The sequence below is a fragment of the Galbibacter orientalis DSM 19592 genome (assembly GCF_000260115.1).
GTDB lineage: Bacteria > Bacteroidota > Bacteroidia > Flavobacteriales > Flavobacteriaceae > Galbibacter > Galbibacter orientalis.
The window spans coordinates 3,119,764-3,146,711 of the sequence record NZ_JH651379.1 but is presented as its reverse complement, the minus strand read 5'-3'; the positions used below and the strand labels follow the sequence as shown (position 1 = coordinate 3,146,711).

Genomic DNA, 26,948 nt, shown 5'->3' with positions numbered 1-26,948 from the left:
TCTTAGCTTGTGAGTAAAAATATTGTTTCCACAACTTGGCTTGCTAAAAGAATAGATAATCCTAATCTTATTATTCTAGATGCTACATTTCCTTCTAAAGTTCCAATGGAGTTAGAAGGAAAGTGTATCAAAAATGCTCAGTATTTTGATTTAAAAAATGATTTTAGCAATCCAGAAGCAAGGTTTCCGAATACATTTCCTTCCATAGAAAAGTTTGAAAAAGGATGTAGAAAACTCGGAATTCATAAAAATAGTGACATTATTGTTTATGATATAGATGGTATTTATACGAGTCCTAGAGTTTGGTGGATGCTTAAAACTATAGGATTTGACAATGTATATGTACTTAATGGAGGACTCACTAAATGGATAGCTGACGGATTTGAAGTAATTAATAACTATAAAACCGATGTAGCAACAAGTAATTTTAAAGTAGATTTTCTAAAAACAGATGCGCTGAGGAGTTATCTATTTATTAAAAAGCATATTTCTTCTGAAAAAATTATTACTATTGATGCTAGGTCTAAAGGAAGATTCAATAATACTGAAGACGATCCGCGGAAGGAATTAAAAAGTGGGGCTATTCCAAATTCTATCAATATTCCTTATTCTGAAATATTAAAAAATGGATGCTTTAAGTCTGAAGCTGAATTAGAGGTTGTTTTTAAACGCATTTCAGCAATAAACCCTTCAGAATTAGTTTTTTCCTGTGGTTCTGGAATTACTGCATGCATAGTTTTATTAGCTTCTGAAGGTATCATAAACTGCAAAAAATCTATTTATGATGGCTCATGGACAGAATGGGCTACTTTGGAAGGACATTTAAAGTAGTTTTGGTGTTACCGCTAAATACCTTTAAAAAAGAGACTGTTTAGTAACAGCCTCTTTAATAATTATAAACTTACACTCAAAAATCCTTTTTTCTGAACTTGAAACGCGTATAAAATTCCATTTTCTTTCACATTAATACCAATAGGCAATTCTTCCTCTTTTACATTAAACTTCTGTAAAGAGAATCCACAGGCAAAAACTTTAATTTCATTTTTTAATAGTAAATCTAGATATGGATTCATAAGTTTTTTCTCCACCAATTGCTCTACTCCCTTTCCGCAGATAACCACATGAAATTCCCCATAACTATTCCCATCTTCTAATTTAAGTTTTTTAGCAGCTAAAGCTATTGGTTTTAGTTGCTCTATCTTTCTGGTTAAAACAAAATAGTTATGCAATACATCTTTCTCAACTTCTTGTGCATTTGCCATACTTCCTATAAAAGTTAGTATTATTATCAATCTTAAAATTATTACTTTTCTTATCATTTTATTTAATTATTATTTCTTTTTCCCAAAAAATCCCACTAACATCAGTAAGAGTTAATGTATACTTTCCTTTTGAGAGTTGATTAAATTTATTATCATTCAAATTTATAGTAGCCTTAGCCCCTAATGGTATTATTAAGCTATGCTTTCCTGGTTTTACCTTAGCGATATAGTAATTTTTAATTTGATCCTTTTTTAAAGCTGCTAATGCTTCGCCATTTATACGGTAAATGTCATTCTCATTACTGTCTTTTAAAGAAGCACTAATTAAAAATGAGCCGTAAACATCAACACCTTCCACTCTATAAACATCAAATACTAAACTAGATTCTTTAATAGATGCCTCATAAATCTCTACTTTAGGTTTCACAGATTTATTATGTAATGTTCCCCAGAGTCCTCCATGAAAGTATTGATTAGTATAAAGCGTTATAAAAAGTATAATAAAAGCTCCCACTAAGCCAATCCGCTTATAAACAGCAAGGTTAATGGGTAAGCTGCCCGATCCAATCCAATTCCAATACCTCCATTTAGTAATTCGGAATTCTTTTTTCATAAGATATTGGTCGAACGAAAAGTATCCGCTACCACTCAAAAACAAAGTAAAGCCAGTTGCAATTCCTAAAACGCCAATTTGCCACTCGTCTAAGCATGTTGTACCAATCCATCCAGAACCAAGTAAAATCCCCATTGCCAAGCCAAAAACTCCTACACTCATAGCGCGCGTAAATAACCCAAACATTATAAACAGCCCTACTATTCCTTCAATAATAGTAAAGCTCATCATTGCGAACCATAAATGATCTGGGTTTTCAACTAAAAACTGAATAATCGGCTTTATACCTAAGGCATTAGGAAGAAAATGATTAAACTTCTCCCCTATATATCCCGGAAGTTCTGGATCTAATTTATCCTTTAGTATTAATCGCCTCCAAAAGGCAGAAAAATATGTCCACCCTACCACCAAGCGCAGCGAGAGTGTAAAAAGTCCAGCCATAGAAAATGACTGCTTATTAATTTTATTCATCAATATAAATTTTGTGTTAGAATATTTTGCTTTCCTTATAAAAACAATTGCATAGGAAGACCAATATTCATCTCTAATTAACTTAATAGAATAATTAGAAAGTCTTCCTGAGGAATAAAATCCTCTTCAAAATGCTGGTATTTAAATAAGGTAAGTTTGCATATTCTCATACAAAATATACATAGGAACCCCTAAATGATTGTAACAATACAATATTGAAGAATCAAATTTCCCATTTTGATTTCTTGCTGAAAAAGTAATCATAGAAAATTTGGAGAAATAAAGTTTAGTAAGTGCTATTTGTACTCTTTTAACCTTAGATCTTCCTTCTTTATAATGCTTACTTATTGCTACGCATCTATTAAAGGTTTGTGCTGTTTTGCTTTTATTAAGCGTAGAAGTTTTTTCCAAACCTGCAAAATCCTGCATGGAGTTTCTAGCAGAACATGGAGAGCTTAAAAGTAAAATACTTAGCAGTATAAGCACAAAATAATGTGCCTCAAATTTTATTTTATAGCCCTTTAACATCACTATCGCAAAAATAAGTTTATAAATAAGAATGATTGTTAAAAAATTCATATTTATAAACATATATGTCCGAGTGAAAATTCAAGACCGCTTTGCAATAAGAAAAAAGACTAAATCTTAACTACCATAAAAAATAAGCTGTTTAAAGAAACCATATTACTAAAACCCTCATTTAAAGCATGTAATTCTTTGGTTCAATAAATTCCGTTAACTTTTATAGCACAACAATAATTTATAAATTAGATTCCTAAACCCTACTAAAAAAACCATAAAGCCAAACACTATTTAAAATAATTAAGTTACAAAATAACTATTCTGAAAAGACATTTGAAGTGATTTTGTACTTGCTACTAACACTCCCTATTAAGCTAATAGATTTTCTTACAAAAGAAATGTTCTAAATTTGTAGTAATACAACAATTTACAACTATGGAAACAGTAATCATTATAACCATTATCCTTATTTTAATCAGTTTTACCATTAGTATGTTTGGATCTGTAGTTGGTTTTGGTGGTGGAATATTTATGGTTCCTATTTTAATTACTGTTTTTCATTTCCCACTAACAACGGCAGTGGGTTCGGTAATGATTTCTCTAATTCCCTCTTCCTTAATTTCTACTTATTTAAACCGAAAGGAAGGTTTTGTGGATTTTAAAATGGGAATCCTTTTGGAAATCCCAACTATTTTTGGAGTAGTATTAGGAACCTTACTACTCTCATATATTTCAGCAGAACATTTAGAAATATTATTTGCAATTTTAGTTCTTTTTCTTGGAATCTCTTTCTTCTTAAAAAAAGGAAAAAAAGACAAAAAAGGGAACGGAGGTTTTTTCTATCATTTAAATAAATACAAACCTCGATACATTATTAAAAACACAAAAAACCACGTTGCCTACCGTTTTAGTGTTTGGATGGTATTGTTTTTTGGACTTTTAGCAGGTACACTAGCAGGGCTTTTTGGAATAGGAGGCGGATTTTTAAAAACACCTATTATGCTAAAAGTTTTTAAAATGCCTGCCAAAATTGCTACCGCTACTGCCCTATTTATGATTGTTATTACTAGTACTACAGGAACATTTAGTCATTTTATACTCGGTCATATCCAATTTGATAAAGCATGGCCAATTATGCTCGGTTTTGCAGCTGGTGCTTTAGGAGGCCAGCGATTAAATTTAAAAATGAAAAATAAAACCCTAGAAAAGCTTATAGGAATGGGGTTGGTACTAGCCGCTTTAGTTATGATGTCTAATTTTATTATAAAGTAGTTTCTTTCAAGTAGATAAAATATAACTTTCTAGAATAGAGGATTTAATCTTCATAAATAGCTAGTATAAACAGAATATCCCCATGAAATGATCACTCTTTTAAAAGAAACAATGCTATTTAGAACATGTAAAGACATGTATACAAATACATTATATCAAATTAAAAATGAGTTAGTCTAAATAAAAAAATACAAATACATATCCTTTTATAGTTTTTTTTTCATTATATTGTAGAAAAAAATAATTAATAATTGTGTACGAAGCCGAAAATAATATCCACACCCTACAATCTTTATAAATGTTGAAATTATGCAACCAGTACAAAAAATAATTATCCCAAACAAAAATTAATGCTTTTAGTATTAGGCGGGCTTTTAGTTATAACTTTATCGGGTTATAGCATAGATACTACTGGCACAAAGAAAAGACCTATAGACTACATTAAATATACAAGAACGATTAACAATACTGAAAGTTATATATTAAAAAAGCAACATGATAGTGCTTTGGTAATGTATAATGAAGCATTTTCTAATGTAGATAAACCTTTTGGCAGGTCATTCTTTTACAGCGATTCAGACCAGTGCGTATATAGATAATAAGAATCTATTTCAAGATTTTGCAATTGTAACTTTTAAATGTGGTTTGACTATAAAAGATATTACAAATGACTCTCTGTTGAATAATTATATCAAAAACAAAAGGCTTGATAAGTATTTGTTAAAGAAATATATTAAATACAATAAAGTATTTGCAAATCAAATAAACACCACGTTAAGAGATTCTTTATATGCACTAACCAAAATAGATCATAAATGGAAAGTATATTACCTCTATTCTTTATCAAAAGTAGATTCTAACAATGCTAAGAAATACGAGATTGTGTATGACAGTATTGTTAGTAAGATTGTCGAGAACAGGCTTATCCCGTTAATAAAAAAGTACGGATATCCAGGTGAACGAAATATCGGGCTATGTAGAAATGGGGCTCAAAATGATAGCTATAAATACAGGTATAGTTTTAGTAATGTGACAGCAAGAACTATTTTACTTCACTATTATATGCAACCTAAACCGTGTACATATAATAATATGTTTTTAAATGAAGTTAAAAAAGGGAATATGCCCCCGAATCAGTATGCTTCTATTATGGATTTTCAAGCAAGATTCGGCACAGACGCTTCATGCAATGCTGAAATTTATAATGAAATTACTGATACTAAGGACACAACTTTATTTAATCAAATAAATAGACGAAGGAAGGAATTAGGGCTGGAATCTTTAGAAGAGAAGCACTCAAAATACAAGAGAGGGCAAGTGGCATGTAAAGAAATAAAGAGAAAAAAGTATAATCATATTAAACTATTTTACTGGTGTAGATAAAATTAATGTTTTAGTAGTCTCTGAAGAAGATACTACTACAGATACTGTTTTAAGATGGATAAAATATTACGGGGGTGATTTTTAATTTTAAATAATCACATCATGAAGTTATTAACATTAATTTTTTTGTTCTTTATAATCATTGGATGTAAAGACACAGATGATATAAAAACAACTAAAAAAAACAAAGGCAAAATTAATTTTACTTTTTTAGGAGAAATTAAAGATACCTTGATCATTCCTAATATTAAATACGCTCAATATAGTCCTGTAATTACATTCATAACCAAGGAGAATCCTTATATAGATCAAGTAATTGTTATGGATTCCAACACAAAATTAGATAGTTTAGAAATAAATTTTGACGAAATTATCTTAAGACATCAATACAGATTGGAAAACATATATTATCTATTTAATTCTGGTGATTCTATTATCTACACTTCTATTAAGAACGATTTTCCAAAATATCATGTATACAATAAAGAAAAAAACAAAAAATATATGGATAATGACTACGCCATATTAAAAGAAAAGGTTTTAGGTAAAATAAAGCCTAGGGATTTCATGTTTTTTGAATTCTCAGAAATTTCTCCATCTAAAGAAAATCCAGATGATATGGTTATGAAGTATCTAACAAGATTAAATTCACAGTACAATTTAGAGTCTAAATTTCTGGATTCCCTTTACCATAAAAATATGTTGTCCGAAGCTTTCTATATTCTACAAACGCAAAAAATAAGATTTGACTTATATAACTTTTCCATTTCAACTTATGAAGGAGACGAATATTACATAGACAATAAAGATCTTTTGCTAAATGAGCTTCAAAATGATAGCCTCGTCAAGTATTATTTTTTCAAGGAATTCCTCCAGAGAGTTTCTTTTTTAGAGTATAGTAAAGGAGGAGAAATTAAAGAGCATGATGTTTTGGAACAATATAATCATGTTAAAAAGTCTGAACTCTTTCTTCCTCAATCAAAGAGGTATCTTATGCATAATCTACTTAAACAGATAGCAAATGAAAAATCTACACTTGATTTTGAAAGTAAATTTCAAGAATTTTCGCTATTAAAAGAGTCAGAAGTATTAATTTCTGATATTAAAGAAAGGTATTTAACTGATTTTAGTACTATTAAAAAAGCAACAGATAGTGTATATTTAATAACTACAGATAAAATAAAAACGAATTTAAAAAGACTTATTGAAGTACACAAAGAAAAGGTAATTTACATTGACTTTTGGGCAAGTTGGTGTGCCCCTTGTAGAGCAGCGATGCCCGCATCAAAAAAACTACAAGAGAAATACAAAGATAAGGAGGTGGTTTTTATCTACATTTCTATAGACAGAAATTTTAACGATTGGATAAATGCTTCTAAAGAAGAGGGATTACTATTAAATAAAAATAGCATCCTAGGAGTAAACTATCCTTCTGCCAAATTTTATAAAGAATTAAAATTAAAATCTATTCCTCGTTATATTTTATATGATAAAAAGGGAAACTTAGTTCATCAAAACGCTCCTGAACCTAGTAGCGGTATTGAAATAACAGAATTATTGGATAAATACCTATTGAAATAAGTTGAAAATAAACTTCCCATTCTATAAACAACCAGATTCCAAAGACTGTGGTTCCACTTGTCTTCGGATTATTGCTAAGTATTACGGAAAACTTATTTCCCTTCAAGAAATCAGGGAACTTTCTGAAACCACAAGAATAGGAAGTAATCTGTTAAAATTGAGTGATACCAAAAAAGCCGTTACATTACTTATATATGCTCAAGCAAATTCTGTAAAGATTCTTCCTACGGCATGGAATTTACCTTAATCTCTATAAGATAAAACTAAAGTATCACAACCACTTCTTCCTTTTAAAATACACCAGCATTAATACTAGAATTAAAAACATAATTCCCAATACAATAAAATACGAGTATTTATTATGTAATTCGGGCATATAATCAAAATTCATCCCATAAATTCCTGCAATAAAGGTTAACGGTATAAAAATACTCGCCATAATTGTAAGTACTTTCATTACTTCATTCATTTTATTACTCACATTACTCATATACATTTCCATCAAACTCATACTCATTTCTCGAAGCATTTCAATGGTTTCATGTATTTGGATGCTATGGTCGTTTACATCACTTAAAAAAAGTTTTGTCTCTGGATGAAATAAACGATGATCGGTTTTTACTAACCTATTTGAGATCTCTCTTACAGGAAATACATTTCTTCTAATTGCTAGCACTTCTTTACGCAAAGCCTGAATATTAGAGGCTATTTCTTGTTCCGGATTATTATAAACACGCTCTTCTAATAGCTCCGTTTGATTTGTTAATTCTTCTAGAATAACAAAATATTGATCTATAATAGCATCAATTAAAGCAAAAAAAAGATAATCGGCTCCTCTAGTTCGAATACGACCAAATTTATTAGCCAAACGCTCTCTAACGCCTTTAAAAACATCATCCTCCACTTCTTGAAACAACAATACCGCATGCTCGGTAAGAATCAAAGCTACATGTTCGGTTATAAGCTTATAATTATCATCTAAATAAAGCATCTTTAAAACACAAAACACATAATCGTCGTACTCATCTACTTTTGGACGCTGATTGGTATTTACTAAATCTTCTAAAACAAGCGGATTAATATTGTAGTATTTTCCTAGTTTCTCAATCTCTGCCTCGTTGCTTAAACCCTGTACATTTATCCAAGAAACTGTATCGGTATCTCTAAACTTAAAAGCGTCTTCAACTTTTGCAAGTGTTTCGGCTTGGTAAAAATCGTCCGCATAATCTGTTACAGAGACTTTGTAAGTACCATCTTTACGAAGCCCCATATAGGTAACAGTACCAGGAGCTTTACCAACTTTTTGAATAGATTTAAAAGGACGTCGAATTTTATCTTTTAGATTTAGCTTTCTTTTAGTCATATTCTAATAATGCTTTTTATAAAGATATGAAAAACTTAATGTCTCTCTTCAAGCACTTTTGCAATGTCTTTTAATGTGTAACCCTTAGCTTGAAGTAGAATTAAATAATGAAAAAGTAAATCGGCACTTTCATTTAAAAACAATTCCTCATTATCATCTTTAGCTTCAATAACTGTCTCCACAGCTTCCTCTCCTACTTTTTGAGCAATCTTATTTATTCCACTTCTAAAGAGAGAAGCTACATAACTCTTTTCATTATTTTGGTTTTCTTTTCTATCAGAAATTATTTTTTCCAATTCGCTTAAAAAACCAAAACTGGTTTCATTTTTTTCCGCCCAACAGGTATCGGTCCCTTTATGGCAAACAGGCCCAACAGGATTTACTTGAATTAAAAGAGTATCGTTATCACAATCAACCTTTATGTCTTTTAGCATTAAAAAATTCCCACTTTCTTCACCTTTGGTCCACAAACGCTGTTTAGTTCTACTATAAAAGGTAACTTTTTGTGTAGCTACAGTTTTTTTATAAGCCTCCTCATTCATGTACCCAAGCATTAATATTTGCTTTGTATTGGCATCTTGAATTACTGCAGGAACCAATGTATCGTTATTTTTATTAAAATCAATTTCCATTTTCTATCCTTAAATTCTTATTTTTTGATATTCACAAAAGAGTTTCCATTTATAATCGAACAGGAATATTATTCGTTCTTAAAACTTCTTTTAAATCGTTAATTTCTATTTCTTTAAAATGAAAAACACTAGCTGCCAATGCTGCATCTGCTTTTCCTTTAATAAAAGTATCTGTAAAATGTGCTATTTTCCCTGCTCCTCCAGAAGCAATAATTGGAATATTTAATTCCGTAGAAAGTTTTGCCAACGCTTCATTTGCAAAACCATCTTTTGTTCCATCATTATCCATAGAAGTAAATAGTATTTCTCCTGCTCCACGTTGTTCCACTTCTTTAGCCCATTCAAACAGATTAAGATCGGTAGGAACTTTCCCTCCTACCAAATGCACTTTCCATTGACCATTAATCTGTTTAGCATCAATAGCAACCACTACACACTGACTTCCAAATTTAGCTGACAAATCGTTAATTAACTGCGGATTTTTAACTGCGGAAGAATTAACAGAAACCTTATCGGCACCCGATTTCAATAATACATCCACATCTTCCACCGAAGAAATTCCGCCTCCAACAGTAAAGGGAATATTTACATTTTCTGCCACACGAAGCACTAAATCTATTAAGGTTTTTCTACGCTCTTCTGTAGCAGAAATATCTAGAAAAACCAACTCATCTGCTCCATTCTCTGCATATAATTTTGCTAGTTCAACAGGATCACCAGCATCTCTTAAATCAACAAAGTTCACACCTTTTACAGTGCGTCCGTTCTTAATATCCAAACAAGGGATTATCCGTTTTGTAAGCATTTACGATTTCTTTAAAAATTGAGTTTTTAGAACAATAGTACTTTTTCCTACTCTACATTCTACTTCATCTGGAGAGCCTGTTAACCTAATATTTTTAATAACATTTCCTCGTTTTAGGGTTTTAGACATCCCTTTAACTTTTAAATCCTTTGTTAAATGAACCGAGTCTCCGTCGTTTAACACATTTCCATTACTATCTTTTACTTCCATACTATTTATATTTTGATACTTTTAAAACGTTCTGTTATATTGAACGATACTGAACTACTACTAACTTTCCAATTCCTCCCGATAGGATTTCAGAGAAAAAGACAGCGTTTAAAAATTACTTGTTAAGTATATAGTTTTCTAATTGTTTTAAACTAATTCTTCCTTCGTAAATAGCTTTTCCAATAATAGTTCCTTCACAACCAATGTCCGCTAATTTTGGCAACTCATCAAAGGTTGAAATTCCTCCAGATGCAATCAGTTTTATTTTTTCTGAATTTTCTATAATTCGCTTATATAAATCAAACGAAGGTCCTTCTAGCATCCCGTCTTTACTTATATCGGTACAAATTACATATTCTATTCCTTTTTGTAAGTATTTAGCGATAAAAGGCACTAATTTTTCCTCAGATTCTTCTTGCCAGCCAGAAATGGCTACTTTCTCTTTGTCGGCATCGGCTCCTAAAATAATTTTATCATTGCCATATGTGTTAATCCAATTTTCAAAAATTTCAGGCTCTTTAACCGCAATACTTCCCCCAGTAATTTGATTAGCGCCACTTTCAAAAGCTATTTTCAAATCCTCATCCGATTTTAATCCGCCTCCAAAATCTACTTTTAAGCTTGTTTTAGAAGCAATAGCTTCCAAAACCTTATAATTTACTATATGCTTGCTTTTAGCGCCATCAAGATCCACCAAATGCAAGTGCTCTATTCCGTGAGCCTCAAACTCTTTAGCAACCTCCAAAGGATGCTCGTTATATATTTTCTTGGTATTGTAATCGCCTTTAGAAAGTCGTACACATTTCCCATCTATTATATCTATTGCAGGTATTATTCTCATTGCTCTAAATTCTTTGTTCTATACTCTCTTATCTTTATTCTTTGTACTAAATACTTTGTACTTTTAATCTCATCTACAACTTCAAAAAATTCTCCAACACCCGCTGTCCTGCACTACTACTTTTTTCTGGATGAAATTGAGTTCCATAAAAATTTTCTTTTTGCAAAGCTGACGAATAATCCAGTTCATAATTAGAAATGGCTATAGTTTCCGAACAAATGGGTGCATAAAAACTATGAACTAAATACATGTATTCATTTTCAGATATCCCATCAAATAAATCTGTTTTTAATGCTGATATTTGATTCCATCCAATTTGAGGAACTTTTACTTTGTTGCTAAATTTCTTTACTTCAGCATCAAAAATACCTAGTCCATTGGTATTTCCTTCTTCAGAAAATTTACACATTAATTGCATCCCTAAACAAATTCCTAAAACGGGTTGGTTAAGAGTCGGAATTAAAACATCTAATCCAGTTGCTTTTAATTTTTTCATAGCACTGCTTGCTTCTCCAACTCCTGGAAAAATAACTTTATCTGCTTTCAATATTGTTTCAGAGTTATGAGTTAATACTGGATTAATTCCTATTCTCTGAAAAGCAAATTTTATACTTTGAATGTTTCCAGCTCCGTAATCTATGATTGCTATTTCCACTATTATATTTTAAAAATTCTATTAAAAAAGTAAAAAATAAGCTATATGTATATTTTCTACATTAATATTTAATTAATTTAATACCAGTAATCTACATTGTTTATCTAAAGCATTCCTTTAGTAGATGGTAAAATCATTTTTTCTGAGTCTCTTTTAACAGCCACCTTAATTGCTTTAGCAAAAGCCTTAAAAATAGCCTCTATTTTATGATGCTCATTTTGGCCTTCTGCTTTGATATTTAAATTGGCTTTTGCTCCATCTGTAAACGATTTAAAAAAGTGATAAAACATTTCTGTTGGCATCTGCCCTATCATCTCTCTTTTAAAATCGGCTTCCCAAACCAACCAATTTCTCCCTCCAAAATCAATAGCAACTTGCGCTAAACAATCGTCCATTGGAAGACAAAATCCGTAACGTTCAATTCCCAACTTATTTCCTAAAGCTTTACTAAAAACTTCACCTAATGCAATAGCAGTATCTTCAATAGTATGATGCTCATCTACCTCTAAGTCCCCATTAACTTTAACTACAAGATCCATTTGCCCATGGCGTGCTATTTGATCCAACATATGGTCAAAGAAAGACAAGCCTGTATTAATATCGCTCTTTCCTGTTCCATCAAGATTCAAATTGATAAAAATATCTGTCTCGTTAGTTTTTCTTTCAATCTGAGCAGTACGATTATCTAGTTTTAAAAACTCATAAATAGCTTTCCAACTTGCTGTTTCCAACGCTATAAAAGAATCTAAATCAGTTCTTTTAACCGAAATTTCATCAGCTCCCAAATAGCTTTCATCATTAATAAAAATAGCTTTAGACCCTAGGTTTTTAGCAAGTTCCACATCGGTAAGACGGTCGCCTATTACATAAGAATCCTTTAAATTATATACTTCTGAGAAATACTTAGTAAGGAGTCCTGTATTGGGTTTTCTTGTAGGAGCATTATCTTTTGCAAAGGTTTTATCAATAAAGACTTCATCAAAAGCCACTCCTTCATTTTCAAAAGCACGCATTATAAAGTTATGCACTGGCCAAAACGTGTTTTCAGGATACACTTCAGTCCCTAGTCCGTCTTGATTTGTTATCATTACCAGCTCATAATCAAACTCGTTTGCTATTTTTTTCATGTATGTAAATGCTTCAGGATAGAAATCCAATTTATCAAAGGCATCTATTTGCTCATCAGCAGGTTCTTTTATAAGCGTTCCATCACGATCTATAAAAAGTACTTTTTTAGCCATTATAATTCTTTTAAAACTTTTATTAATTTTTTGTTTTCTGAAGGAGTTCCTATTGTAAATCGGAGAGTGTTTTCACATAAAGGCTGCGTAGAACGATTACGAATTACAATACCTTTATCTAGCAATTGTTGATAACGTAAATTAGCATTGTCAACTTTTACCAACACAAAATTAGCATCCGACGGATATATTTTTTGCACAAAATTAACTTCAAGTAAAACTTCATATAAAGCACTTCTTTCAATTAAAATAGAGCTTATTTCATTTTTAACAGACTCTTTGTCTAAAACTCTGTCTAAAGCTTTTTTTTGAGTTAACTCATTTACATTATAAGGGGGTTTAATTTTATTTATTACTGAAATAATTTCTTCTGAAGCATAACAAATCCCCAATCTAATTCCAGCCATTCCATAAGCTTTAGACAAAGTTTGCGTAACTATTAAATTAGGATACTCTGAAAGTTTTGACACCCAAGTTTGCGACTCAGAAAAATCTATATACGCCTCATCTATAACAACAATTCCAGGAAAGCTTTTCAACAAAATTTCAATTTTATCTGCTTTAAAAGCATTCCCTGTAGGATTATTAGGCGAACAAATAAATAACAACTTAGAATTAGCATCTGCCACTCTCAAAATCTCTGTTACATCTGGCTCGTAATCTTCTGTGAGTAGAACTTCTCTATTCTCCACATCGTTGGTTTCGGCCAGTACTTTATACATCCCATAAGTTGGAGGAAGTGTAATGATATTATCAATTTTGGGCTCGCAAAAGGCTCTATAGATAAGATCGAGCACTTCATCACTTCCGTTACCTAAAAGTACCTGAGAAGCTTTTATTTGTCTCTGTAAAGCTAATTCTCCCTTTAGAGAGCGCTGCTGTGGGTCTGGATACCGATTCACCCCATTATTATACGGGTTTTCATTCGCATCTAAAAATACCATATCCTTATCAAAGTCCTTAAATTCATCCCTCGCGGACGAATAAGGTTTTAGTTTCTTAACGTTCTCTCGAACTAAGTTATTTATATTGAATGTCATTTATAATTATTTGTTTATAACCTACCTCTCTTGACTTGCCTTTTGCTACTGCAAATCTTTAAGACGTAATGTTACAGCATTTTTATGTGCTTGTAAACCTTCTGCCTCCGCCATTAATTCAATAGCTGATCCTATGTTTTTTATTCCCTCTTTAGTTATTTTCTGAAAAGTCATACTCTTCATAAAACTATCCAAATTAACGCCGCTATACTGTTTTGCATACCCATTAGTTGGCAACGTATGATTGGTTCCTGAAGCATAATCTCCAGCACTCTCAGGCGTGTAATCTCCTATAAAAACCGAACCCGCATTGGTAACACCATTTACATAAAAATCTTCGTTACTTGTTACAACTATAAAATGTTCCGGACCATACTCATTAATAAGTTTTAGCGCTTCTTTATCATTTTCAACTAAAATAAAACGAGAATTCTCTATAGCTTTGTTTGCAATTTCAACTCTTGGCAATTCTTTTATTTGCGTTTCTATTTCTTCGGAAACCGCATCTATTAAATCTTTTGAGGTAGAAACTAAAATAACCTGACTATCAGTACCGTGTTCGGCTTGCGAAAGTAAATCGGAGGCTACATATCTTGCATTCGCTGTTTCATCTGCAACAACCAATAATTCCGACGGTCCAGCAGGCATATCGATTGCCACATTATACCGTGTTGCCAATTGTTTTGCTACCGTTACAAACTGATTCCCTGGACCAAAAATTTTATAAACTTTAGAAATAGTCTCGGTCCCAAAAGTCATCCCCGCAATAGCCTGAATCCCTCCAACCTTGATTACCTTATTAACCCCACATAGTTTGGCGGTATATAATATTGCAGGATTTACCTTTCCCTCTTTGTTGGGTGGAGTACATAAAACTACTTCTTTACAGCCTGCTATTTGTGCAGGTACAGCCAACATTAGAATTGTAGAAAACAAGGGAGCTGTTCCTCCTGGAATATACAAACCTACTTTTTCAATAGGTCTTTTTTCTTGCCAACACAAAACTCCATTGGTTGTCTCAATCTTTACCTTGTCTGTTTTTTGTGCCGCATGAAAATTAGTAATATTCTCTTTTGCTAAGGCAATAGCTGCCTTTAAGTCTTCTGATATAGATTTGCTAGCTTCTTTAAATTCTACTTCGGAAACTATATTTGTATCTAATGCTACCCCATCAAAAAGACTCGTGTATTTCTTAATCGCTTCATCGCCTTTTTGCCTTACCTCCTTAAAAACTTCACTTACTGTAGCTTCAATATCGTCTATTGTTTGCGTTGGACGCTTTAATATCTCCGCCCAATCTTCTTGTTTCGGATTGTATATTTTATTCATCTGTTGCTATTTTTTTATTTTTCATTATTGCCCAATAAAAAGTAACCTGATTTTATTAAACTCCAGTTATATCAAGGTTTAAAATAGATTTTCAAAATAACTCCTTGCTATTAAAAAGTATATTTTTTAATAGTTATGATTTACTCTTTTTTCTTACACCAAAGCAATCTTGCATTTTTACTCGAACATTAATGCTTATTTTTCTAATTGGTCAGATGGAACTCGCCAATTAATATTTTGGTTGTTAGTTTTCCAACAACTACATTACCATTTTTTCAATTGGACATACTAAAATTCCTTCAGCACCAACAACTTTTAGCTCATCTATAATCTCCCAAAAACGATCTTTATTTATTACGGTATGGATTGAACTCCATCCCTCTTCCGCTAAAGGTAAAACTGTAGGACTACGCATTCCAGGCAGCAGTTCTATAATTTTATCAATCTTCTCATTTGGCGCATTTAAAAGCACATACTTAGAATCCCTAGCCTTTAAAACCGATTGTATTCTGAATTTTAATCTTTCAACAATGGGTCTAATTTCATCTTCAATTTGCGGAGGCGCAACCAAAACTGCTTCACTGTTTAATATAGATATTACTTCTTTTAAATTGTTTTTAAACAAAGTGCTCCCACTCGAAACAATATCTACAATAGCATCTGCTAATCCAATGTTTGGAGCAATCTCTACAGAACCATTGATAATATGAAGCTCGGCATTTATTCTTTCTCGTTGTAAGAACTCGTTTACCGTATTTGGATATGAAGTTGCTATACGCTTTCCTTCTAAATCTTTAACCGATTTAAAGTCAGTGTTTTTAGGAACTGCCAAGGACACTTTACATTTAGAAAAACCTAATTTCTCTACTATTTGTAAATCTTTCCCCTTCTCTATTAATAAATTCTCTCCAACAATTGCTAAATCTACTACTCCATCTCTTAAATACTGAGGAATATCTCCATTTCGTAAATACATTACTTCCAGAGGAAAGTTTCTTGCTGATGCCTTTAATTGGTCTATTCCATTTTCTATAGAAATACCACAATCTTTTAGGATCTTTAGAGAATCTTCGTTCAATCTTCCTGATTTCTGAATTGCAATTTTTATTTTTCTTTCTTCCATTCCATTAGTTCTAATAATATACTTTAAATTTTGGTATGATTCTTTTTAAAATTTTTCAATAAAAAAACCCGTTTGATTACTCAAACGGGTTTTTATTATGTTAAAATCACACATAACAATCTCACCTCGCTTGAGCGCAAGTATGAAAATGATGATGATGTGATGTATATAATGTCATTGTCTCTTTTATGTCCTACAAATTTAAATCATTCTAAAAAATATATGCAAATTATATTTTGTTTTTTATCAGAAAATTATAAAATCTATCTATTTTAACGTAAAAAGTTATATTTTTCTTATTTCTGTATTCAAAATTGATAATTCCTCTATCAAAAAAATAAAATTATAAAGGTTTCCACGCTTCTTTATGTCATATTACTAAAAAATAATATCTTGTGCTGCATTTTAAAATAATAATGATACTTATATAATGAGAACTTTTACTACTATTTTGGTTTTATTAATACTAACTATTACCAGCCCCCTTTCTGCTCAAAGTAAGAAAGATTTAAAAGAAGAAGTTGCTACGTTAAATGAAAAGCTAAAAGTTTTAAGACAAACCGAAGCCGATTTAACTGTTGCACAAAATAAGATTAAAAGTCTTGAGTTTCAAGTAACTCAACTTGAAGAAACCAACCAAGGACTTTTAGATAACATGAATAACTTCTTATCTACATCCACTCAACAATCTAACAGTATTAGTAGAACTTTAGAAGCTTTAAGAAAAAAAGAAAAACAAATTAAAGGCATCAGAGATTCTTTTAGTGCGAACGATTCTATTGCATTATTAGTACTTACCGACCTAAAAAAAACTTTAGGAGAAAGCGCTCAAATTGGTGTTGAAAAAGGAGCCATTATTGTAAAAATGGAGAATACTTTTCTATTTGGAGCTAAAGAAGGAAATTCTGCTGTAGAAGCTTCTTCAAAAGACTTTTTAAATAGAATTTCTGCTACAGTTAACAAATACCCTGCACTAAACGTTTCCATCCAAAGTGCTGGTGGAGATTGGGGAATTAACGCTTTGAGAGCTTCTTCTGTAGCTAAACTATTACAAGAAGAGTTTGAAGTTACTCCTACTAGACTTGAAGTTACTACAAAAGCAGGCGGTGGAAATGTAACTTATGTGTTTTTACACCCAGATTTTAATGCTTTCTATCTTGATGTTCGAGAAGAATTGAAAAACCCTAACTAATAGCCTTTTCTTCTTCCGATTAAAATATTTAAATGCCTCTCATAATTCTAATGAGAGGCATTTTTTTTGGCGCGATTAAAGTAATCCTATATTATTTCAGGAAAAAATTAAATACTTTATCCCTATTTTTATAAATTAGTGGCAACTAAATACATACCTACTCAATAATTTTATATGATTCTATTCTCTTTGTAATGATAGCACAAATTAACCCCTCAAACATTACCGAAATTCCATATTTCATTCCTATTGCCATTACCTTTGCTTTCTTTGTCGGTTTATTTATAGGACGCTCTCTAAAGAACAATACATACAAAAATGAACTCGAAAAATGTCTTCTCGATAAGAGTACCTTGGTTAATAACTTAAAAAGTGAATCTATTAATTTTAAAGAAGACAATAAAATTAAAGCCATTCAAACACGTGGAAGAAGCGGGATGGCGTTAGAAGGCGATCTAAAAGTTGCGAAAGTTAAAAAAACAACGACTTCGCTTAAACTCGATTTTAACACTATTGGAATTGCTTCTGAGGAGGCAAAAGACGATCTTAAAAAAATTGAAGGAATTGGCCCTTTTATTGAAAAAAAATTAAATGGGATTGGTATTTATAAATACGACCAATTAAGTAAACTTAGTGATAAGGACATTGAAATTGTTACTGAGCTTATTGAATTTTTCCCGGGGCGAATTAAAAGAGACGATTGGAAAGGAAAAGCACAGTTGTTAAAAGAAAATCGGGATAAAAAAAACTGAGCCTCTAAATAGAAACTCAGTTTTTATATTTCTGCATTATTGATTCCCTAGAATAATAGGCAATCCTTTGTCTCCTCCACCTATTATAACAACTTTTGAGTTTGGAGATTCTGAAAGTCTATTTGTTGCTTCAATTCCTTTGTCTTGAAGAATTTTATCTGTTAAAGACGCACTCAATATCTGGTTTGCATCTGCCTTACCTTGTGCTTCAATTATTTGTTTTTTAGCTTCTTTTTCTGCCTTTTCAATTCTGAATTCGTATTCCAAAGATTCTTGCTCTTGGCGTAATTTACGCTCAATTGCATCTTTTATTGTTGCTGGCAATGTAACATCTCGTACTAATACTTCATTTAATTGCACATATTGATTTTTTAGTATTTCTTTTGTTTCAACAAAAATTTCTTCTTGGATAGCATCTCTTTTACTGGAGTATAATTGTTCTGGAGTATATCTCCCAACCACACTTCTTGCTGCAGACCTTATTGCAGGTTGTAAAACTCGAGAAACATAATCAACTCCTTTTTCTTGATGTAAAGAACCTAATTTATCATATTGAGGTTGAAACCAAATAGAGGCATCCAATTTAATCTCCAATCCATTTGAAGAAAGTACTTGCATTTTTTCTGAAACTTCTTGCTGACGCACTTCATAAATAGTAACTCTATTCCAAGGCGCTATAATATTAAACCCCTCTCTTAAAGGCGGTTCATCTGTAACCACCCCTCCATCAAAGGGTCTAAATAAAACTCCAGCCTCTCCAGAGTCAATATCTACAGCAGATTTAAAAAGTATAATAATAACTGCAATAGCAATTATAACAATAGGTATTCCAATTTTAGGTAATTTGTTCATTTGTCAGTTTTTATCATTTTAAAAATTAATTATTAGCCGTTATCTACAAACCCAGGATAGAGTGTCATTCCTCCATCTACAAATAAAGTGGTTCCGTTTACATATTCCGATTTATCAGAAGCTAACCAAATAGCTGCTTCTGCTATATCTTCTGGCTCTCCTAGCCTATTATAAGGAATTAATTTTAATAAATGCTTATGTTTTTCATCATCTTTCCAAACATCTTCATTTATTGGAGTTTTAATAGCTCCGGGCGCAATACTATTCACTCTAATAAGTTTATTTGCAGTTTCTTGAGATAGGGAGCGCATCAATTCTGTTAACCCTCCTTTGGAAGCAGAATAATTAATATGTCCTGCCCAAGGAATTTCTTGATGCACAGAACTCATAAAAATTATTTTTCCAGCAGATTTGCTAATTCCTTCCACCACCCCTCGTTTTAAAAAATAGTTTACCGCTTCTTTAGCACACAAAAAAGCCCCTGTAAGATTTGTACGGATTACAGCATTCCAATCTTTTAACGTCATTTCATGGAAAGGCGCATCTTTTTGAATCCCTGCATTACTTATTAATATATCTAAATTTCCGTATTCATTAAAAACAGCATCAAACATCCGAGCTACATCTGCTTCATCTCCAACATCTGCTTGAACTGCAAACGCTTTTTTACCTAGAGCTTCTATACTTTTAACAACGTCTTCTGCGCCTTCCTTATCAGAATAATAATTAACAGCTACATTAGCTCCTTCTTTAGCCAAATAATAAGCAATAGACTTCCCTATTCCAGAGCTTCCTCCTGTAACTAAAGCAACTTGATTTTCTAATAAGCCCATTTTTTGAAGTTTTTTAGATTAAACCATTATATTTTCTTAAAAACCATTCAATAGAAAGGGTTCCAATTAGCACAAAAAGCAACCATTTCCAGCCTATTAAAGATACAATATTTTCTTTACTTTTTTGAATGGATTGATAGCTAGCATCCGACAATAACTGTGCTTTTAACGCTGAAAAATCAGCAGAAAAATACATGCTTCCTCCTGTATTATCCGCCAATATTTTAAGCCTTTCTGTATCTGGATTTACAAATTGTTTTTCTACATCAAACGCTAAAATGGTAAAGCTCCCAGATTTAGCTATTTTTTCTGAAGGTACCTTTACTGTAAAATCGTATTCTGATGCTTTTAGAGAACTTAAATCTACTTCATAAGTATTTCCTTTAAAAAGCATTGGAAAGGTAGTTGAAGTATTACTATTTTTATCTTTTATAACAACCTCCATAGAAGCATTTGCATTAAAGATAAAATTCTTATCAAAATATGAAGCTGTGATTTTTATCGATTCATTTCCGTAATAAAACGATTCATTTTCAATAGTAAGTCTATCTCTTTTCTTAGTGGAAGAAACATATTGGATGAGCTTTCCAAAATAAGCATCAAAAGCCTCTGTGTTTTCATTTTTCAAAAAACTAGCAGCACGCCACTTCCATATTCCCTCTCCTAATAAAATAGCCGACTTCTGTTCGTTATTTTCAATAGTCACTAATTGCGGCTCAGCGGTATCAATATTTCCAATTTTCTTAAACAACAGCGTTTGATAGGATTCCAAAAAAGAAACTTCTCCTAAATTATCCAAAAGCGGAGGAAAATCGTTAAAACCAATATCTTCTGTTTGAAAAGTATTATAATTTTCATTAAAAGCAGGCAACACATCTTCCTCTCCAGCACCTAGGGAGCGGTCGAATCCTAACTCCATCGAATTGATAAAGTTCCAATCTGTATCCACTCCAGAGATAATCCAAAAATTATGTTTTTGAGTTTTTATTTCCTCAATAATTTTTTTGAAAGCCGAATTTGGTTGGTACAATATTACTAATTGATACTCGCTAATTTGTTTGCTCTCCTCTTCTATATTTAAAATATCTGCTGTTCTAAACTCATTGCTCTCTATTGCTTTTTTTAATGCGCCAATATCTGGATGTAACACATCTGTAACAATAGCAATTTTATTTTTTTGATCGATAACTTCTAACGCAAAAAGTTTACTATTATTAGTTTTATTTTTCTCTTCTGAAAGCGGTTCTATCACCGCTTTTAAAGTTTGAACTCCTATTTTATTTGCCAAAAGTTCTGTATTTACAACTTTGGAAGGATTCTCTGGAGTCAAAGATATTTTTTCTGAAAACAACACCTGATTCCCATTATATATTTTTAAAGTTGAATTCACTGCTGAAGCTCCTTCATAATTTACAAATATCTCTACAGGAAATTTATTCTTAAAATATGCGTATTTATTTACATTTAATTGACTAATCCGTAAATCATTAAACACTATAGAATCTCCTAAAACAACTGGAAAAACGCTATTCTTCAAGCTTTTTGAAGCATACTGATAATCGGTTCCAAAAGTTTGATTCCCATCAGAAAGCATTACAATAGCATTATTTGAAGTTTGATTAATACGCTCTATAGCTTGTAAAGCATTGGTAATATTTGTTTGAGAACCCGAAAAACTCAGACTATCATTAGAAGATAATTCTTCATTAAATGTATATTTTTCAACTGAAAACTTATTATTTAACTCCGCATCATTTATGATTTCACCTAAAAAATCTTTTGCTATATTTTCATAACCTAATGCCTGTATCGAGCTAGAATTATCGGTTAAAACAAAAAGTTTGGGCTTTTGAGTGTAATATTCTTTAGTAGAGAATTTTAAATTTAAGAGAAGTAGAAGTGCTATAAATATACTTACAAAACGCAACAATGCCATCATTATAAAAACCCTTCCAAGACCTCTATTTTTACGATACATAAACAGCGTAATTAAGAGGGAGATAATTGCGGCTACGACTATGTAAATAACATGACTTACTCCAATCATTAACAGGGTTTTTATTTCTTCAAAAGATAAAGAAAAATAATTTTAGAGCGCAACCTAAAACAATAGATTACGCTCTAAATATAAGTTTATAAGCTAATTTTTAGGTAAGCATTCCGCCATCCACTTGTAATACTTGACCCGTAATATAATTTGACATATCTGAAGCTAAAAACACACAAGCATTTGCAATATCTTCTGGGTTTCCTCCTCTTTTTAACGGAATGGCATCTCTCCATCCTTGAACTACTTTTTCATCTAAAGCACCTGTCATTTCAGTCTCAATAAACCCTGGAGCTACCACATTACTTCTTATATTTCTAGAACCAAGCTCTAAAGCAACAGATTTAGAAAAACCAATAATTCCAGCTTTAGAAGCCGCATAATTTGTTTGTCCTGCATTTCCTTTAACCCCAACAACAGAGCTCATGTTAATAATAGAGCCTTTACGTTGCTTTAGCATTGTACGTTGCACAGCTTTAGTCATATTAAAAACTGACTTAAGGTTTACTTCGATAACTTTATCAAAATCTTCTTCAGAAATACGCATTAAAAGGTTGTCTTTAGTAATTCCTGCATTATTTACTAGAATATCTATAGCACCAAACTCTTTAATAACTTCATCTACCAACTCTTGAGATTCTGAAAAACTAGCGGCATTACTTTTATAAGCTTTCGCTTTTACACCACTTGCAATTAACTGAGCCTCTAATTCCTTAGCTGGGCCTTCGGATGCGCTATATGTAAAAGCTACATTTGCGCCTTGCTTTGCAAATTCTTCTGCTATTCCTTTCCCTATACCACGACTAGCACCAGTGATAATCGCTGTTTTACCTTCTAAAAGTTTCATGTGTTTATTTTTATTGTTTTTTAACGGTCGCACGGAACACCCAAAATAATCCTTCTGTTGTGTCTATAGATTAGACATGGATGTTTCATCTGTAATATTAGATCTTAAATTTCTATTATCTTTTATCAAAGATAGCAAATACGATGTTTTCCCAACAAAAAACCCTACAAAAATGCAGGGTTTTATAATTTATATGATACTATTTTAATTAGCCAATTACTTCGGCTACTTTTTTACCTATTTCAGCAGGAGAATCTACTACATGTATCCCACATTCGCTCATGATACGCTTTTTAGCTTCTGCAGTATCATCATCTCCACCTACAATTGCACCAGCATGCCCCATTGTTCTACCTTTAGGAGCAGTTTCTCCAGCGATAAAACCAACAACTGGCTTTTTATTTCCATTTTCTTTTACCCAACGTGCAGCATCCGCTTCTAATTGTCCACCAATTTCTCCAATCATTACAATACACTCAGTTTCTGGATCGTTCATTAACAATTCTACAGCCTCTTTAGTTGTAGTACCGATAATTGGATCTCCACCAATACCAATTGCTGTAGTAATTCCAAGTCCTTGTTTTACTACCTGATCTGCCGCTTCATAAGTTAAAGTCCCCGACTTAGAAACGATACCTACTTTACCTTTACTGAATACAAAACCTGGCATAATACCTACTTTTGCTTCTCCTGGAGTAATTACCCCTGGACAGTTAGGGCCGATTAATCTACAGTCTTTATCTTTAATATAGTCTGAAGCTTTAATCATATCTGCAACAGGAATACCTTCCGTAATAGTAATGATAACTTTGATACCTGCATCGGCAGCTTCCATAATAGCATCGGCAGCAAAAGCTGGCGGCACAAAAATAATAGATACATCTGCATCTACTTGATCTACCGCTTCTTTAACGGTGTTAAAAACAGGTTTTCCTAAATGCTCTTGACCACCTTTTCCTGGTGTTACACCACCAACTAAGTTGGTTCCGTATTCAATCATTTGTTCGGCGTGAAAAGTTCCTTCACTTCCTGTAAATCCTTGTACTATTATTTTAGAATCTTTATTTACTAATACACTCATTAGGGTTGAATTTTATTTAAAGCTTTACAAAAATAGCTTTTTGAATACGATTTGAGAAATCTACTTCAAAAAATAATTAATTATTTTACTCGATAATCGAGATTATAGTATTCCGATGGTTACCTCGGAATGTTTTTAGTTTTTATTTCTAATACCTCCACGCTTGCCAAAGGTAGTTTACTTCTGTTATTTTTTATCTTTTATTGGGATGAAAGAATTAAGATTTACTGGATTATCATCTGCTAGTTGACTAATCTCATATCCTTTGTACAACTTCCCTTCATTAAATTCCCAAATAGTAATAAAATGCGCTAAGGGTTGTTCTTCGTCTGGGTTCTCAATAGTTTTTACATGATAAGTATAACGCACTGTTACGGCGTCTCCATCTTTTAACAAATGACTTATTTCTGTTCTTATAGATTGATATGCTTCTGACATATTTTCTGCTAAAAGAATGAGCTCTTGCTTATTTAGCTTCGTAAATCCTTTACTACTATTCCAATAAAGCTCACAATCATCATGAAGATATTCACTTAAAACCTCTCTATTTTTGATAGGCTCTAGCTCATAAAAATCTTTTATTATCTTTTTTATTGATTGCCCCATAATACTTATCCTAATTTTTCAATTATTGATGGTATTTGGCGTATAGACGCCAACTCTTTATATTTTTTTCTCGCTTCTTCTGCCGGATAACCAAAATAAGTTTTATTTGCTTCTAAGGACTTACTTATACCAGATTGCGCTAATAAAACTGCTTTTCTTCCAATTATAATAGCACTAGCAATTCCTACTTGTCCCCAAATAGTAACTTCATCTTCAATAATAACACAGCCCGCAATTCCTACTTGAGAAGCAATTAAACACTTTTCTCCAATTACAGTATCATGCCCTACATGAACTTGATTATCTATCTTGGTTCCCTTTTTTATTAAAGTATCTCCAGTAACACCCTTATCAATAGTACAAAGCGCTCCTAAATCTACATTATTTTCTATAACTACACGCCCTCCCGAAAGTAATTTATCAAAACCTTCTGGTCTATTTTTATAATAAAAAGCGTCTGCACCTAAAACAGTTCCGGCGTGTATGGTTATATTATCTCCTAAAATACAATTATCATAAATACTAACGTTGGAATGAATCATACAATTTTTACCAATAACAACATTATTTCCTACAAATGCTCCTGGCTGTATTACTGTTCCTTCTCCTATCTTTGCAGAAGCAGCTATTAATGATGTTGCCTTTTCAAAAGGTTTAAAAAAGTTTGTCAACGTATTAAAGTCTCTAAAAGGATCATCAGAAATTAATAATGCCTTTTGAGGCGGACATTCCACTTCTTTATTAATTAAAACCACTGTTGCAGCAGATTCTAATGCTTTGTCGTAATACTTAGGATGATCCACAAATACAATATCTCCAGCTTCCACCACATGGATTTCATTCATTCCAAGCACAGGAAAATCATCATCACCTACATAATCACAATTTAATATGGTTGCTATTTGCTTGAGGGTGTGTTTTTGTGGAAACTTCATTGTATTAAGCTATAATTTAATTTCAGAAAAAATAAAAGATTATCAATAAAAAATCTCTTTTTGCGAGACCTAAAAATTAGTTTTAAGGGTTTACCCTTTGTAACGCTCCATATAAGCGCTTTTTTCAGTATCAATCTTTATTTTATCTCCTTCATTAATAAATAAAGGCACATTAATAGTAGCTCCAGTTTCTACAGTAGCTGGTTTTGTTGCATTTGTAGCTGTATTCCCTTTTACACCAGGCTCTGTGTGAGTAACTTCTAACACAACGTGTGCAGGCATATCTACAGAAAGCGGCATACTATCCTCTGTATTAAATAAAATAGTAACTACTTCTCCTTCTTTTAACAAATCTGGAGTATCTAATGACCCTTTCTGAAGGGTTATTTGATTGTAATCATCGGTATTCATAAAATGATATGTATCTCCTTCAGCATATAAAAACTGATAAGATCTTGTTTCTACACGAACATCTTCAATTTTATGTCCTGCAGAAAAAGTATTATCTAACACTTTTCCAGAAGTAACACTTCTAAGTTTTGTTCTCACAAAAGCAGGTCCTTTTCCTGGTTTTACGTGTAAAAACTCAATGATTTTATAAATATCGTGATTGTATCGAATACATAATCCTTTTCTAATATCTGATGTAGTTGCCATATTATTTTTTAATGATTTGAATTTGAACTAAAATAACCCTTCATGATTCCCCTTTGAGAATCTTTTATAAACTGCAATATTTCATCCCGTTCTGGAGTTGCCTCCATCTCCGCTTCAATAATTTCTACAGCTTGAGAATTGTTATAATTTTTCTGATATAAAATTCGGTAAATATCTTGTATTTCTCTTATTTTTTCTGCTGAAAATCCTCTTCTTCTTAATCCTACAGAATTAATTCCTACATAAGAAAGTGGTTCTCTCGCAGCTTTTGCATATGGAGGTACGTCTTTTCTTACTAGTGATCCTCCAGTTACAAAAGCATGATTTCCGATAGAACAAAACTGATGTACAGCTGTCATACCTGCTAAAACCACATAATCCCCAACGGTAATATGTCCTGCAAGCGTACTATTGTTTGAAAAAATACAATGGTCGCCCACAAAACAATCGTGCGCTATATGGCTATACGCCATAATCCAACAGTTTTTACCGATAACGGTTTTCATTCTGTCGGAAGTTCCTCTATTAATAGTAACACACTCACGGATGGTAGTGTTATCTCCAATTTCGGCTGTTGTATCTTCGTCGTTATATTTTAAATCCTGAGGGATTGCAGAAATTACTGCTCCAGGAAAAATATTACAATTTTTCCCTATTCGAGCTCCCTCCATTATTGTTACGTTACTTCCAATCCAAGTTCCCTCTCCAATTACCACATTATTATTAATGGTAGTAAAAGGCTCTATCACCACATTTTTGGCGATTTTGGCTCCTGGATGAACATATGCTAGTGGCTGATTCAT

At 32.0% G+C, this 26,948-nt stretch carries 29 protein-coding genes; 7 read left to right on the top strand and 22 right to left on the bottom strand.

The annotated features are described in order from the left end of the window. The first annotated feature begins 9 nt into the window (after positions 1 to 9). Positions 10 to 831, top strand: coding sequence for a sulfurtransferase (locus JOOMADRAFT_RS13850; protein ID WP_008614425.1), 822 nt, complete (start codon positions 10 to 12; stop codon positions 829 to 831). A 62-nt stretch (positions 832 to 893) separates the two neighbouring features. On the opposite strand, the gene JOOMADRAFT_RS13845 is transcribed toward JOOMADRAFT_RS13850, so the two are convergent. From JOOMADRAFT_RS13845 to JOOMADRAFT_RS13835, 3 genes are all read right to left on the bottom strand, one after another. Beyond that, positions 894 to 1,319 (bottom strand): DsrE family protein, encoded by a 426-nt coding sequence (locus tag JOOMADRAFT_RS13845; protein WP_008614424.1) that lies wholly within the window; start codon positions 1,317 to 1,319, stop codon positions 894 to 896. 1 nt (position 1,320) lies between these two features. Next, positions 1,321 to 2,346: a TQO small subunit DoxD gene (locus JOOMADRAFT_RS13840; protein WP_008614423.1), complete on the bottom strand. Its 1,026-nt coding sequence runs from the start codon at positions 2,344 to 2,346 to the stop codon at positions 1,321 to 1,323. 141 nt (positions 2,347 to 2,487) lie between these two features. Continuing rightward, positions 2,488 to 2,925, bottom strand: a complete 438-nt coding sequence (locus JOOMADRAFT_RS13835; protein ID WP_157136688.1) for a hypothetical protein — start codon at positions 2,923 to 2,925, stop codon at positions 2,488 to 2,490. A gap of 378 nt (positions 2,926 to 3,303) precedes the next feature. Between JOOMADRAFT_RS13835 and JOOMADRAFT_RS13830 the strand changes: the two genes are divergently transcribed. The 4 genes from JOOMADRAFT_RS13830 (at position 3,304) to JOOMADRAFT_RS13815 (ending at position 7,351) form a co-directional block, all read left to right on the top strand. Next, positions 3,304 to 4,140 carry a sulfite exporter TauE/SafE family protein gene (locus JOOMADRAFT_RS13830; protein ID WP_008614421.1) on the top strand — a complete coding sequence of 279 codons (837 nt, stop codon included), beginning with the start codon at positions 3,304 to 3,306 and terminating at the stop codon, positions 4,138 to 4,140. 549 nt (positions 4,141 to 4,689) lie between these two features. After that, entirely contained in the window at positions 4,690 to 5,523 is an 834-nt protein-coding gene (locus tag JOOMADRAFT_RS13825; RefSeq protein WP_008614419.1) for a hypothetical protein, read from the top strand. A 102-nt stretch (positions 5,524 to 5,625) separates the two neighbouring features. Beyond that, on the top strand, positions 5,626 to 7,104 hold the full coding sequence (locus JOOMADRAFT_RS19735) for a TlpA family protein disulfide reductase (RefSeq protein WP_008614418.1): 1,479 nt from the start codon (positions 5,626 to 5,628) through the stop codon (positions 7,102 to 7,104). 1 nt (position 7,105) lies between these two features. Continuing rightward, positions 7,106 to 7,351 carry a cysteine peptidase family C39 domain-containing protein gene (locus tag JOOMADRAFT_RS13815; protein ID WP_083833479.1) on the top strand — a complete coding sequence of 82 codons (246 nt, stop codon included), beginning with the start codon at positions 7,106 to 7,108 and terminating at the stop codon, positions 7,349 to 7,351. Between the two features lie 24 nt (positions 7,352 to 7,375). Here JOOMADRAFT_RS13815 and corA read toward each other — a convergent pair whose 3' ends face one another. The 10 genes from corA to hisG form a co-directional block, all read right to left on the bottom strand. Beyond that, positions 7,376 to 8,467, bottom strand: a complete 1,092-nt coding sequence (gene corA / locus JOOMADRAFT_RS13810) for a magnesium/cobalt transporter CorA (RefSeq protein ID WP_008614417.1) — start codon at positions 8,465 to 8,467, stop codon at positions 7,376 to 7,378. Positions 8,468 to 8,502: 35 nt separating this feature from the next. Further along, complete coding sequence (gene hisIE / locus JOOMADRAFT_RS13805) at positions 8,503 to 9,099, bottom strand: bifunctional phosphoribosyl-AMP cyclohydrolase/phosphoribosyl-ATP diphosphatase HisIE (RefSeq protein ID WP_008614416.1); 597 nt, start codon at positions 9,097 to 9,099, stop codon at positions 8,503 to 8,505. 49 nt (positions 9,100 to 9,148) lie between these two features. Next, a complete protein-coding gene (hisF, locus tag JOOMADRAFT_RS13800) occupies positions 9,149 to 9,904 on the bottom strand; it encodes an imidazole glycerol phosphate synthase subunit HisF (RefSeq protein WP_008614415.1) in 756 nt (251 codons plus the stop codon). Then, a complete protein-coding gene (locus JOOMADRAFT_RS13795) occupies positions 9,905 to 10,114 on the bottom strand; it encodes an alkylphosphonate utilization protein (RefSeq protein ID WP_008614414.1) in 210 nt (69 codons plus the stop codon). A 115-nt stretch (positions 10,115 to 10,229) separates the two neighbouring features. Continuing rightward, positions 10,230 to 10,955 (bottom strand): 1-(5-phosphoribosyl)-5-[(5-phosphoribosylamino)methylideneamino]imidazole-4-carboxamide isomerase, encoded by a 726-nt coding sequence (gene hisA, locus JOOMADRAFT_RS13790; RefSeq protein WP_008614413.1) that lies wholly within the window; start codon positions 10,953 to 10,955, stop codon positions 10,230 to 10,232. Between the two features lie 73 nt (positions 10,956 to 11,028). Further along, positions 11,029 to 11,610, bottom strand: coding sequence for an imidazole glycerol phosphate synthase subunit HisH (gene hisH / locus JOOMADRAFT_RS13785; RefSeq protein ID WP_008614412.1), 582 nt, complete (start codon positions 11,608 to 11,610; stop codon positions 11,029 to 11,031). Between the two features lie 104 nt (positions 11,611 to 11,714). Then, the gene (gene hisB / locus JOOMADRAFT_RS13780) at positions 11,715 to 12,851 is read right to left on the bottom strand and encodes a bifunctional histidinol-phosphatase/imidazoleglycerol-phosphate dehydratase HisB (RefSeq protein WP_008614411.1); all 1,137 of its coding nucleotides are present in this window, start codon (positions 12,849 to 12,851) and stop codon (positions 11,715 to 11,717) included. Then, complete coding sequence (gene hisC / locus JOOMADRAFT_RS13775) at positions 12,851 to 13,891, bottom strand: histidinol-phosphate transaminase (protein WP_008614410.1); 1,041 nt, start codon at positions 13,889 to 13,891, stop codon at positions 12,851 to 12,853. Before hisC ends, hisB begins: the two co-directional genes overlap by 1 nt. A gap of 45 nt (positions 13,892 to 13,936) precedes the next feature. Continuing rightward, entirely contained in the window at positions 13,937 to 15,220 is a 1,284-nt protein-coding gene (gene hisD, locus JOOMADRAFT_RS13770) for a histidinol dehydrogenase (protein WP_008614409.1), read from the bottom strand. A 259-nt stretch (positions 15,221 to 15,479) separates the two neighbouring features. Further along, positions 15,480 to 16,343: an ATP phosphoribosyltransferase gene (gene hisG / locus JOOMADRAFT_RS13765; protein WP_008614408.1), complete on the bottom strand. Its 864-nt coding sequence runs from the start codon at positions 16,341 to 16,343 to the stop codon at positions 15,480 to 15,482. A 430-nt stretch (positions 16,344 to 16,773) separates the two neighbouring features. Here hisG and JOOMADRAFT_RS13760 point away from each other — a divergent pair, with 430 nt between their 5' ends. After that, positions 16,774 to 17,535, top strand: a complete 762-nt coding sequence (locus tag JOOMADRAFT_RS13760) for a nucleoporin Nup88 family protein (protein ID WP_008614407.1) — start codon at positions 16,774 to 16,776, stop codon at positions 17,533 to 17,535. A gap of 194 nt (positions 17,536 to 17,729) precedes the next feature. Beyond that, on the top strand, positions 17,730 to 18,287 hold the full coding sequence (locus JOOMADRAFT_RS13755; RefSeq protein WP_008614406.1) for a hypothetical protein: 558 nt from the start codon (positions 17,730 to 17,732) through the stop codon (positions 18,285 to 18,287). A 36-nt stretch (positions 18,288 to 18,323) separates the two neighbouring features. Here the strand turns inward: JOOMADRAFT_RS13755 and JOOMADRAFT_RS13750 are convergent, their stop codons facing one another. The 9 genes from JOOMADRAFT_RS13750 to lpxA form a co-directional block, all read right to left on the bottom strand. Then, a complete protein-coding gene (locus JOOMADRAFT_RS13750) occupies positions 18,324 to 19,139 on the bottom strand; it encodes a prohibitin family protein (protein ID WP_008614405.1) in 816 nt (271 codons plus the stop codon). Positions 19,140 to 19,171: 32 nt separating this feature from the next. After that, positions 19,172 to 19,972: an SDR family oxidoreductase gene (locus tag JOOMADRAFT_RS13745; protein ID WP_008614395.1), complete on the bottom strand. Its 801-nt coding sequence runs from the start codon at positions 19,970 to 19,972 to the stop codon at positions 19,172 to 19,174. 13 nt (positions 19,973 to 19,985) lie between these two features. Continuing rightward, positions 19,986 to 22,019, bottom strand: a complete 2,034-nt coding sequence (locus tag JOOMADRAFT_RS13740) for a vWA domain-containing protein (RefSeq protein ID WP_008614388.1) — start codon at positions 22,017 to 22,019, stop codon at positions 19,986 to 19,988. Positions 22,020 to 22,119: 100 nt separating this feature from the next. Beyond that, the gene (gene fabG / locus JOOMADRAFT_RS13735; RefSeq protein WP_008614387.1) at positions 22,120 to 22,866 is read right to left on the bottom strand and encodes a 3-oxoacyl-[acyl-carrier-protein] reductase; all 747 of its coding nucleotides are present in this window, start codon (positions 22,864 to 22,866) and stop codon (positions 22,120 to 22,122) included. Positions 22,867 to 23,074: 208 nt separating this feature from the next. After that, positions 23,075 to 23,947: a succinate--CoA ligase subunit alpha gene (sucD, locus tag JOOMADRAFT_RS13730; protein WP_008614385.1), complete on the bottom strand. Its 873-nt coding sequence runs from the start codon at positions 23,945 to 23,947 to the stop codon at positions 23,075 to 23,077. Between the two features lie 186 nt (positions 23,948 to 24,133). Further along, entirely contained in the window at positions 24,134 to 24,553 is a 420-nt protein-coding gene (locus tag JOOMADRAFT_RS13725) for a nuclear transport factor 2 family protein (RefSeq protein ID WP_008614383.1), read from the bottom strand. 5 nt (positions 24,554 to 24,558) lie between these two features. Next, the gene (locus JOOMADRAFT_RS13720) at positions 24,559 to 25,488 is read right to left on the bottom strand and encodes a UDP-3-O-(3-hydroxymyristoyl)glucosamine N-acyltransferase (protein WP_008614381.1); all 930 of its coding nucleotides are present in this window, start codon (positions 25,486 to 25,488) and stop codon (positions 24,559 to 24,561) included. Positions 25,489 to 25,578: 90 nt separating this feature from the next. Continuing rightward, complete coding sequence (gene efp, locus JOOMADRAFT_RS13715) at positions 25,579 to 26,145, bottom strand: elongation factor P (protein ID WP_008614379.1); 567 nt, start codon at positions 26,143 to 26,145, stop codon at positions 25,579 to 25,581. Positions 26,146 to 26,153: 8 nt separating this feature from the next. Then, complete coding sequence (lpxA, locus tag JOOMADRAFT_RS13710; RefSeq protein ID WP_008614376.1) at positions 26,154 to 26,948, bottom strand: acyl-ACP--UDP-N-acetylglucosamine O-acyltransferase; 795 nt, start codon at positions 26,946 to 26,948, stop codon at positions 26,154 to 26,156.

Excerpts from the sequence above, each read along its gene's own strand:
- JOOMADRAFT_RS13835 (WP_157136688.1), bottom strand. The coding sequence starts at position 2,925 with ATGAATTTTTTAACAATCATTCTTATTTATAAACTTATTTTTGCGATA.
- corA (WP_008614417.1), bottom strand. The coding sequence starts at position 8,467 with ATGACTAAAAGAAAGCTAAATCTAAAAGATAAAATTCGACGTCCTTTT.
- JOOMADRAFT_RS13840 (WP_008614423.1), bottom strand. The coding sequence starts at position 2,346 with ATGAATAAAATTAATAAGCAGTCATTTTCTATGGCTGGACTTTTTACA.
- JOOMADRAFT_RS13755 (WP_008614406.1), top strand. The coding sequence starts at position 17,730 with ATGATAGCACAAATTAACCCCTCAAACATTACCGAAATTCCATATTTC.
- hisC (WP_008614410.1), bottom strand. The coding sequence starts at position 13,891 with ATGACATTCAATATAAATAACTTAGTTCGAGAGAACGTTAAGAAACTA.
- hisA (WP_008614413.1), bottom strand. The coding sequence starts at position 10,955 with ATGAGAATAATACCTGCAATAGATATAATAGATGGGAAATGTGTACGA.
- hisD (WP_008614409.1), bottom strand. The coding sequence starts at position 15,220 with ATGAATAAAATATACAATCCGAAACAAGAAGATTGGGCGGAGATATTA.
- sucD (WP_008614385.1), bottom strand. The coding sequence starts at position 23,947 with ATGAGTGTATTAGTAAATAAAGATTCTAAAATAATAGTACAAGGATTT.
- JOOMADRAFT_RS13795 (WP_008614414.1), bottom strand. The coding sequence starts at position 10,114 with ATGGAAGTAAAAGATAGTAATGGAAATGTGTTAAACGACGGAGACTCG.
- JOOMADRAFT_RS13760 (WP_008614407.1), top strand. The coding sequence starts at position 16,774 with ATGAGAACTTTTACTACTATTTTGGTTTTATTAATACTAACTATTACC.
- fabG (WP_008614387.1), bottom strand. The coding sequence starts at position 22,866 with ATGAAACTTTTAGAAGGTAAAACAGCGATTATCACTGGTGCTAGTCGT.
- JOOMADRAFT_RS19735 (WP_008614418.1), top strand. The coding sequence starts at position 5,626 with ATGAAGTTATTAACATTAATTTTTTTGTTCTTTATAATCATTGGATGT.
- JOOMADRAFT_RS13720 (WP_008614381.1), bottom strand. The coding sequence starts at position 25,488 with ATGAAGTTTCCACAAAAACACACCCTCAAGCAAATAGCAACCATATTA.
- JOOMADRAFT_RS13750 (WP_008614405.1), bottom strand. The coding sequence starts at position 19,139 with ATGAACAAATTACCTAAAATTGGAATACCTATTGTTATAATTGCTATT.
- lpxA (WP_008614376.1), bottom strand. The coding sequence starts at position 26,948 with ATGAATCAGCCACTAGCATATGTTCATCCAGGAGCCAAAATCGCCAAA.
- hisIE (WP_008614416.1), bottom strand. The coding sequence starts at position 9,099 with ATGGAAATTGATTTTAATAAAAATAACGATACATTGGTTCCTGCAGTA.
- JOOMADRAFT_RS13745 (WP_008614395.1), bottom strand. The coding sequence starts at position 19,972 with ATGGGCTTATTAGAAAATCAAGTTGCTTTAGTTACAGGAGGAAGCTCT.
- efp (WP_008614379.1), bottom strand. The coding sequence starts at position 26,145 with ATGGCAACTACATCAGATATTAGAAAAGGATTATGTATTCGATACAAT.
- hisG (WP_008614408.1), bottom strand. The coding sequence starts at position 16,343 with ATGGAAGAAAGAAAAATAAAAATTGCAATTCAGAAATCAGGAAGATTG.
- hisB (WP_008614411.1), bottom strand. The coding sequence starts at position 12,851 with ATGGCTAAAAAAGTACTTTTTATAGATCGTGATGGAACGCTTATAAAA.
- JOOMADRAFT_RS13725 (WP_008614383.1), bottom strand. The coding sequence starts at position 24,553 with ATGGGGCAATCAATAAAAAAGATAATAAAAGATTTTTATGAGCTAGAG.
- JOOMADRAFT_RS13845 (WP_008614424.1), bottom strand. The coding sequence starts at position 1,319 with ATGATAAGAAAAGTAATAATTTTAAGATTGATAATAATACTAACTTTT.
- hisF (WP_008614415.1), bottom strand. The coding sequence starts at position 9,904 with ATGCTTACAAAACGGATAATCCCTTGTTTGGATATTAAGAACGGACGC.
- JOOMADRAFT_RS13740 (WP_008614388.1), bottom strand. The coding sequence starts at position 22,019 with ATGATTGGAGTAAGTCATGTTATTTACATAGTCGTAGCCGCAATTATC.
- JOOMADRAFT_RS13830 (WP_008614421.1), top strand. The coding sequence starts at position 3,304 with ATGGAAACAGTAATCATTATAACCATTATCCTTATTTTAATCAGTTTT.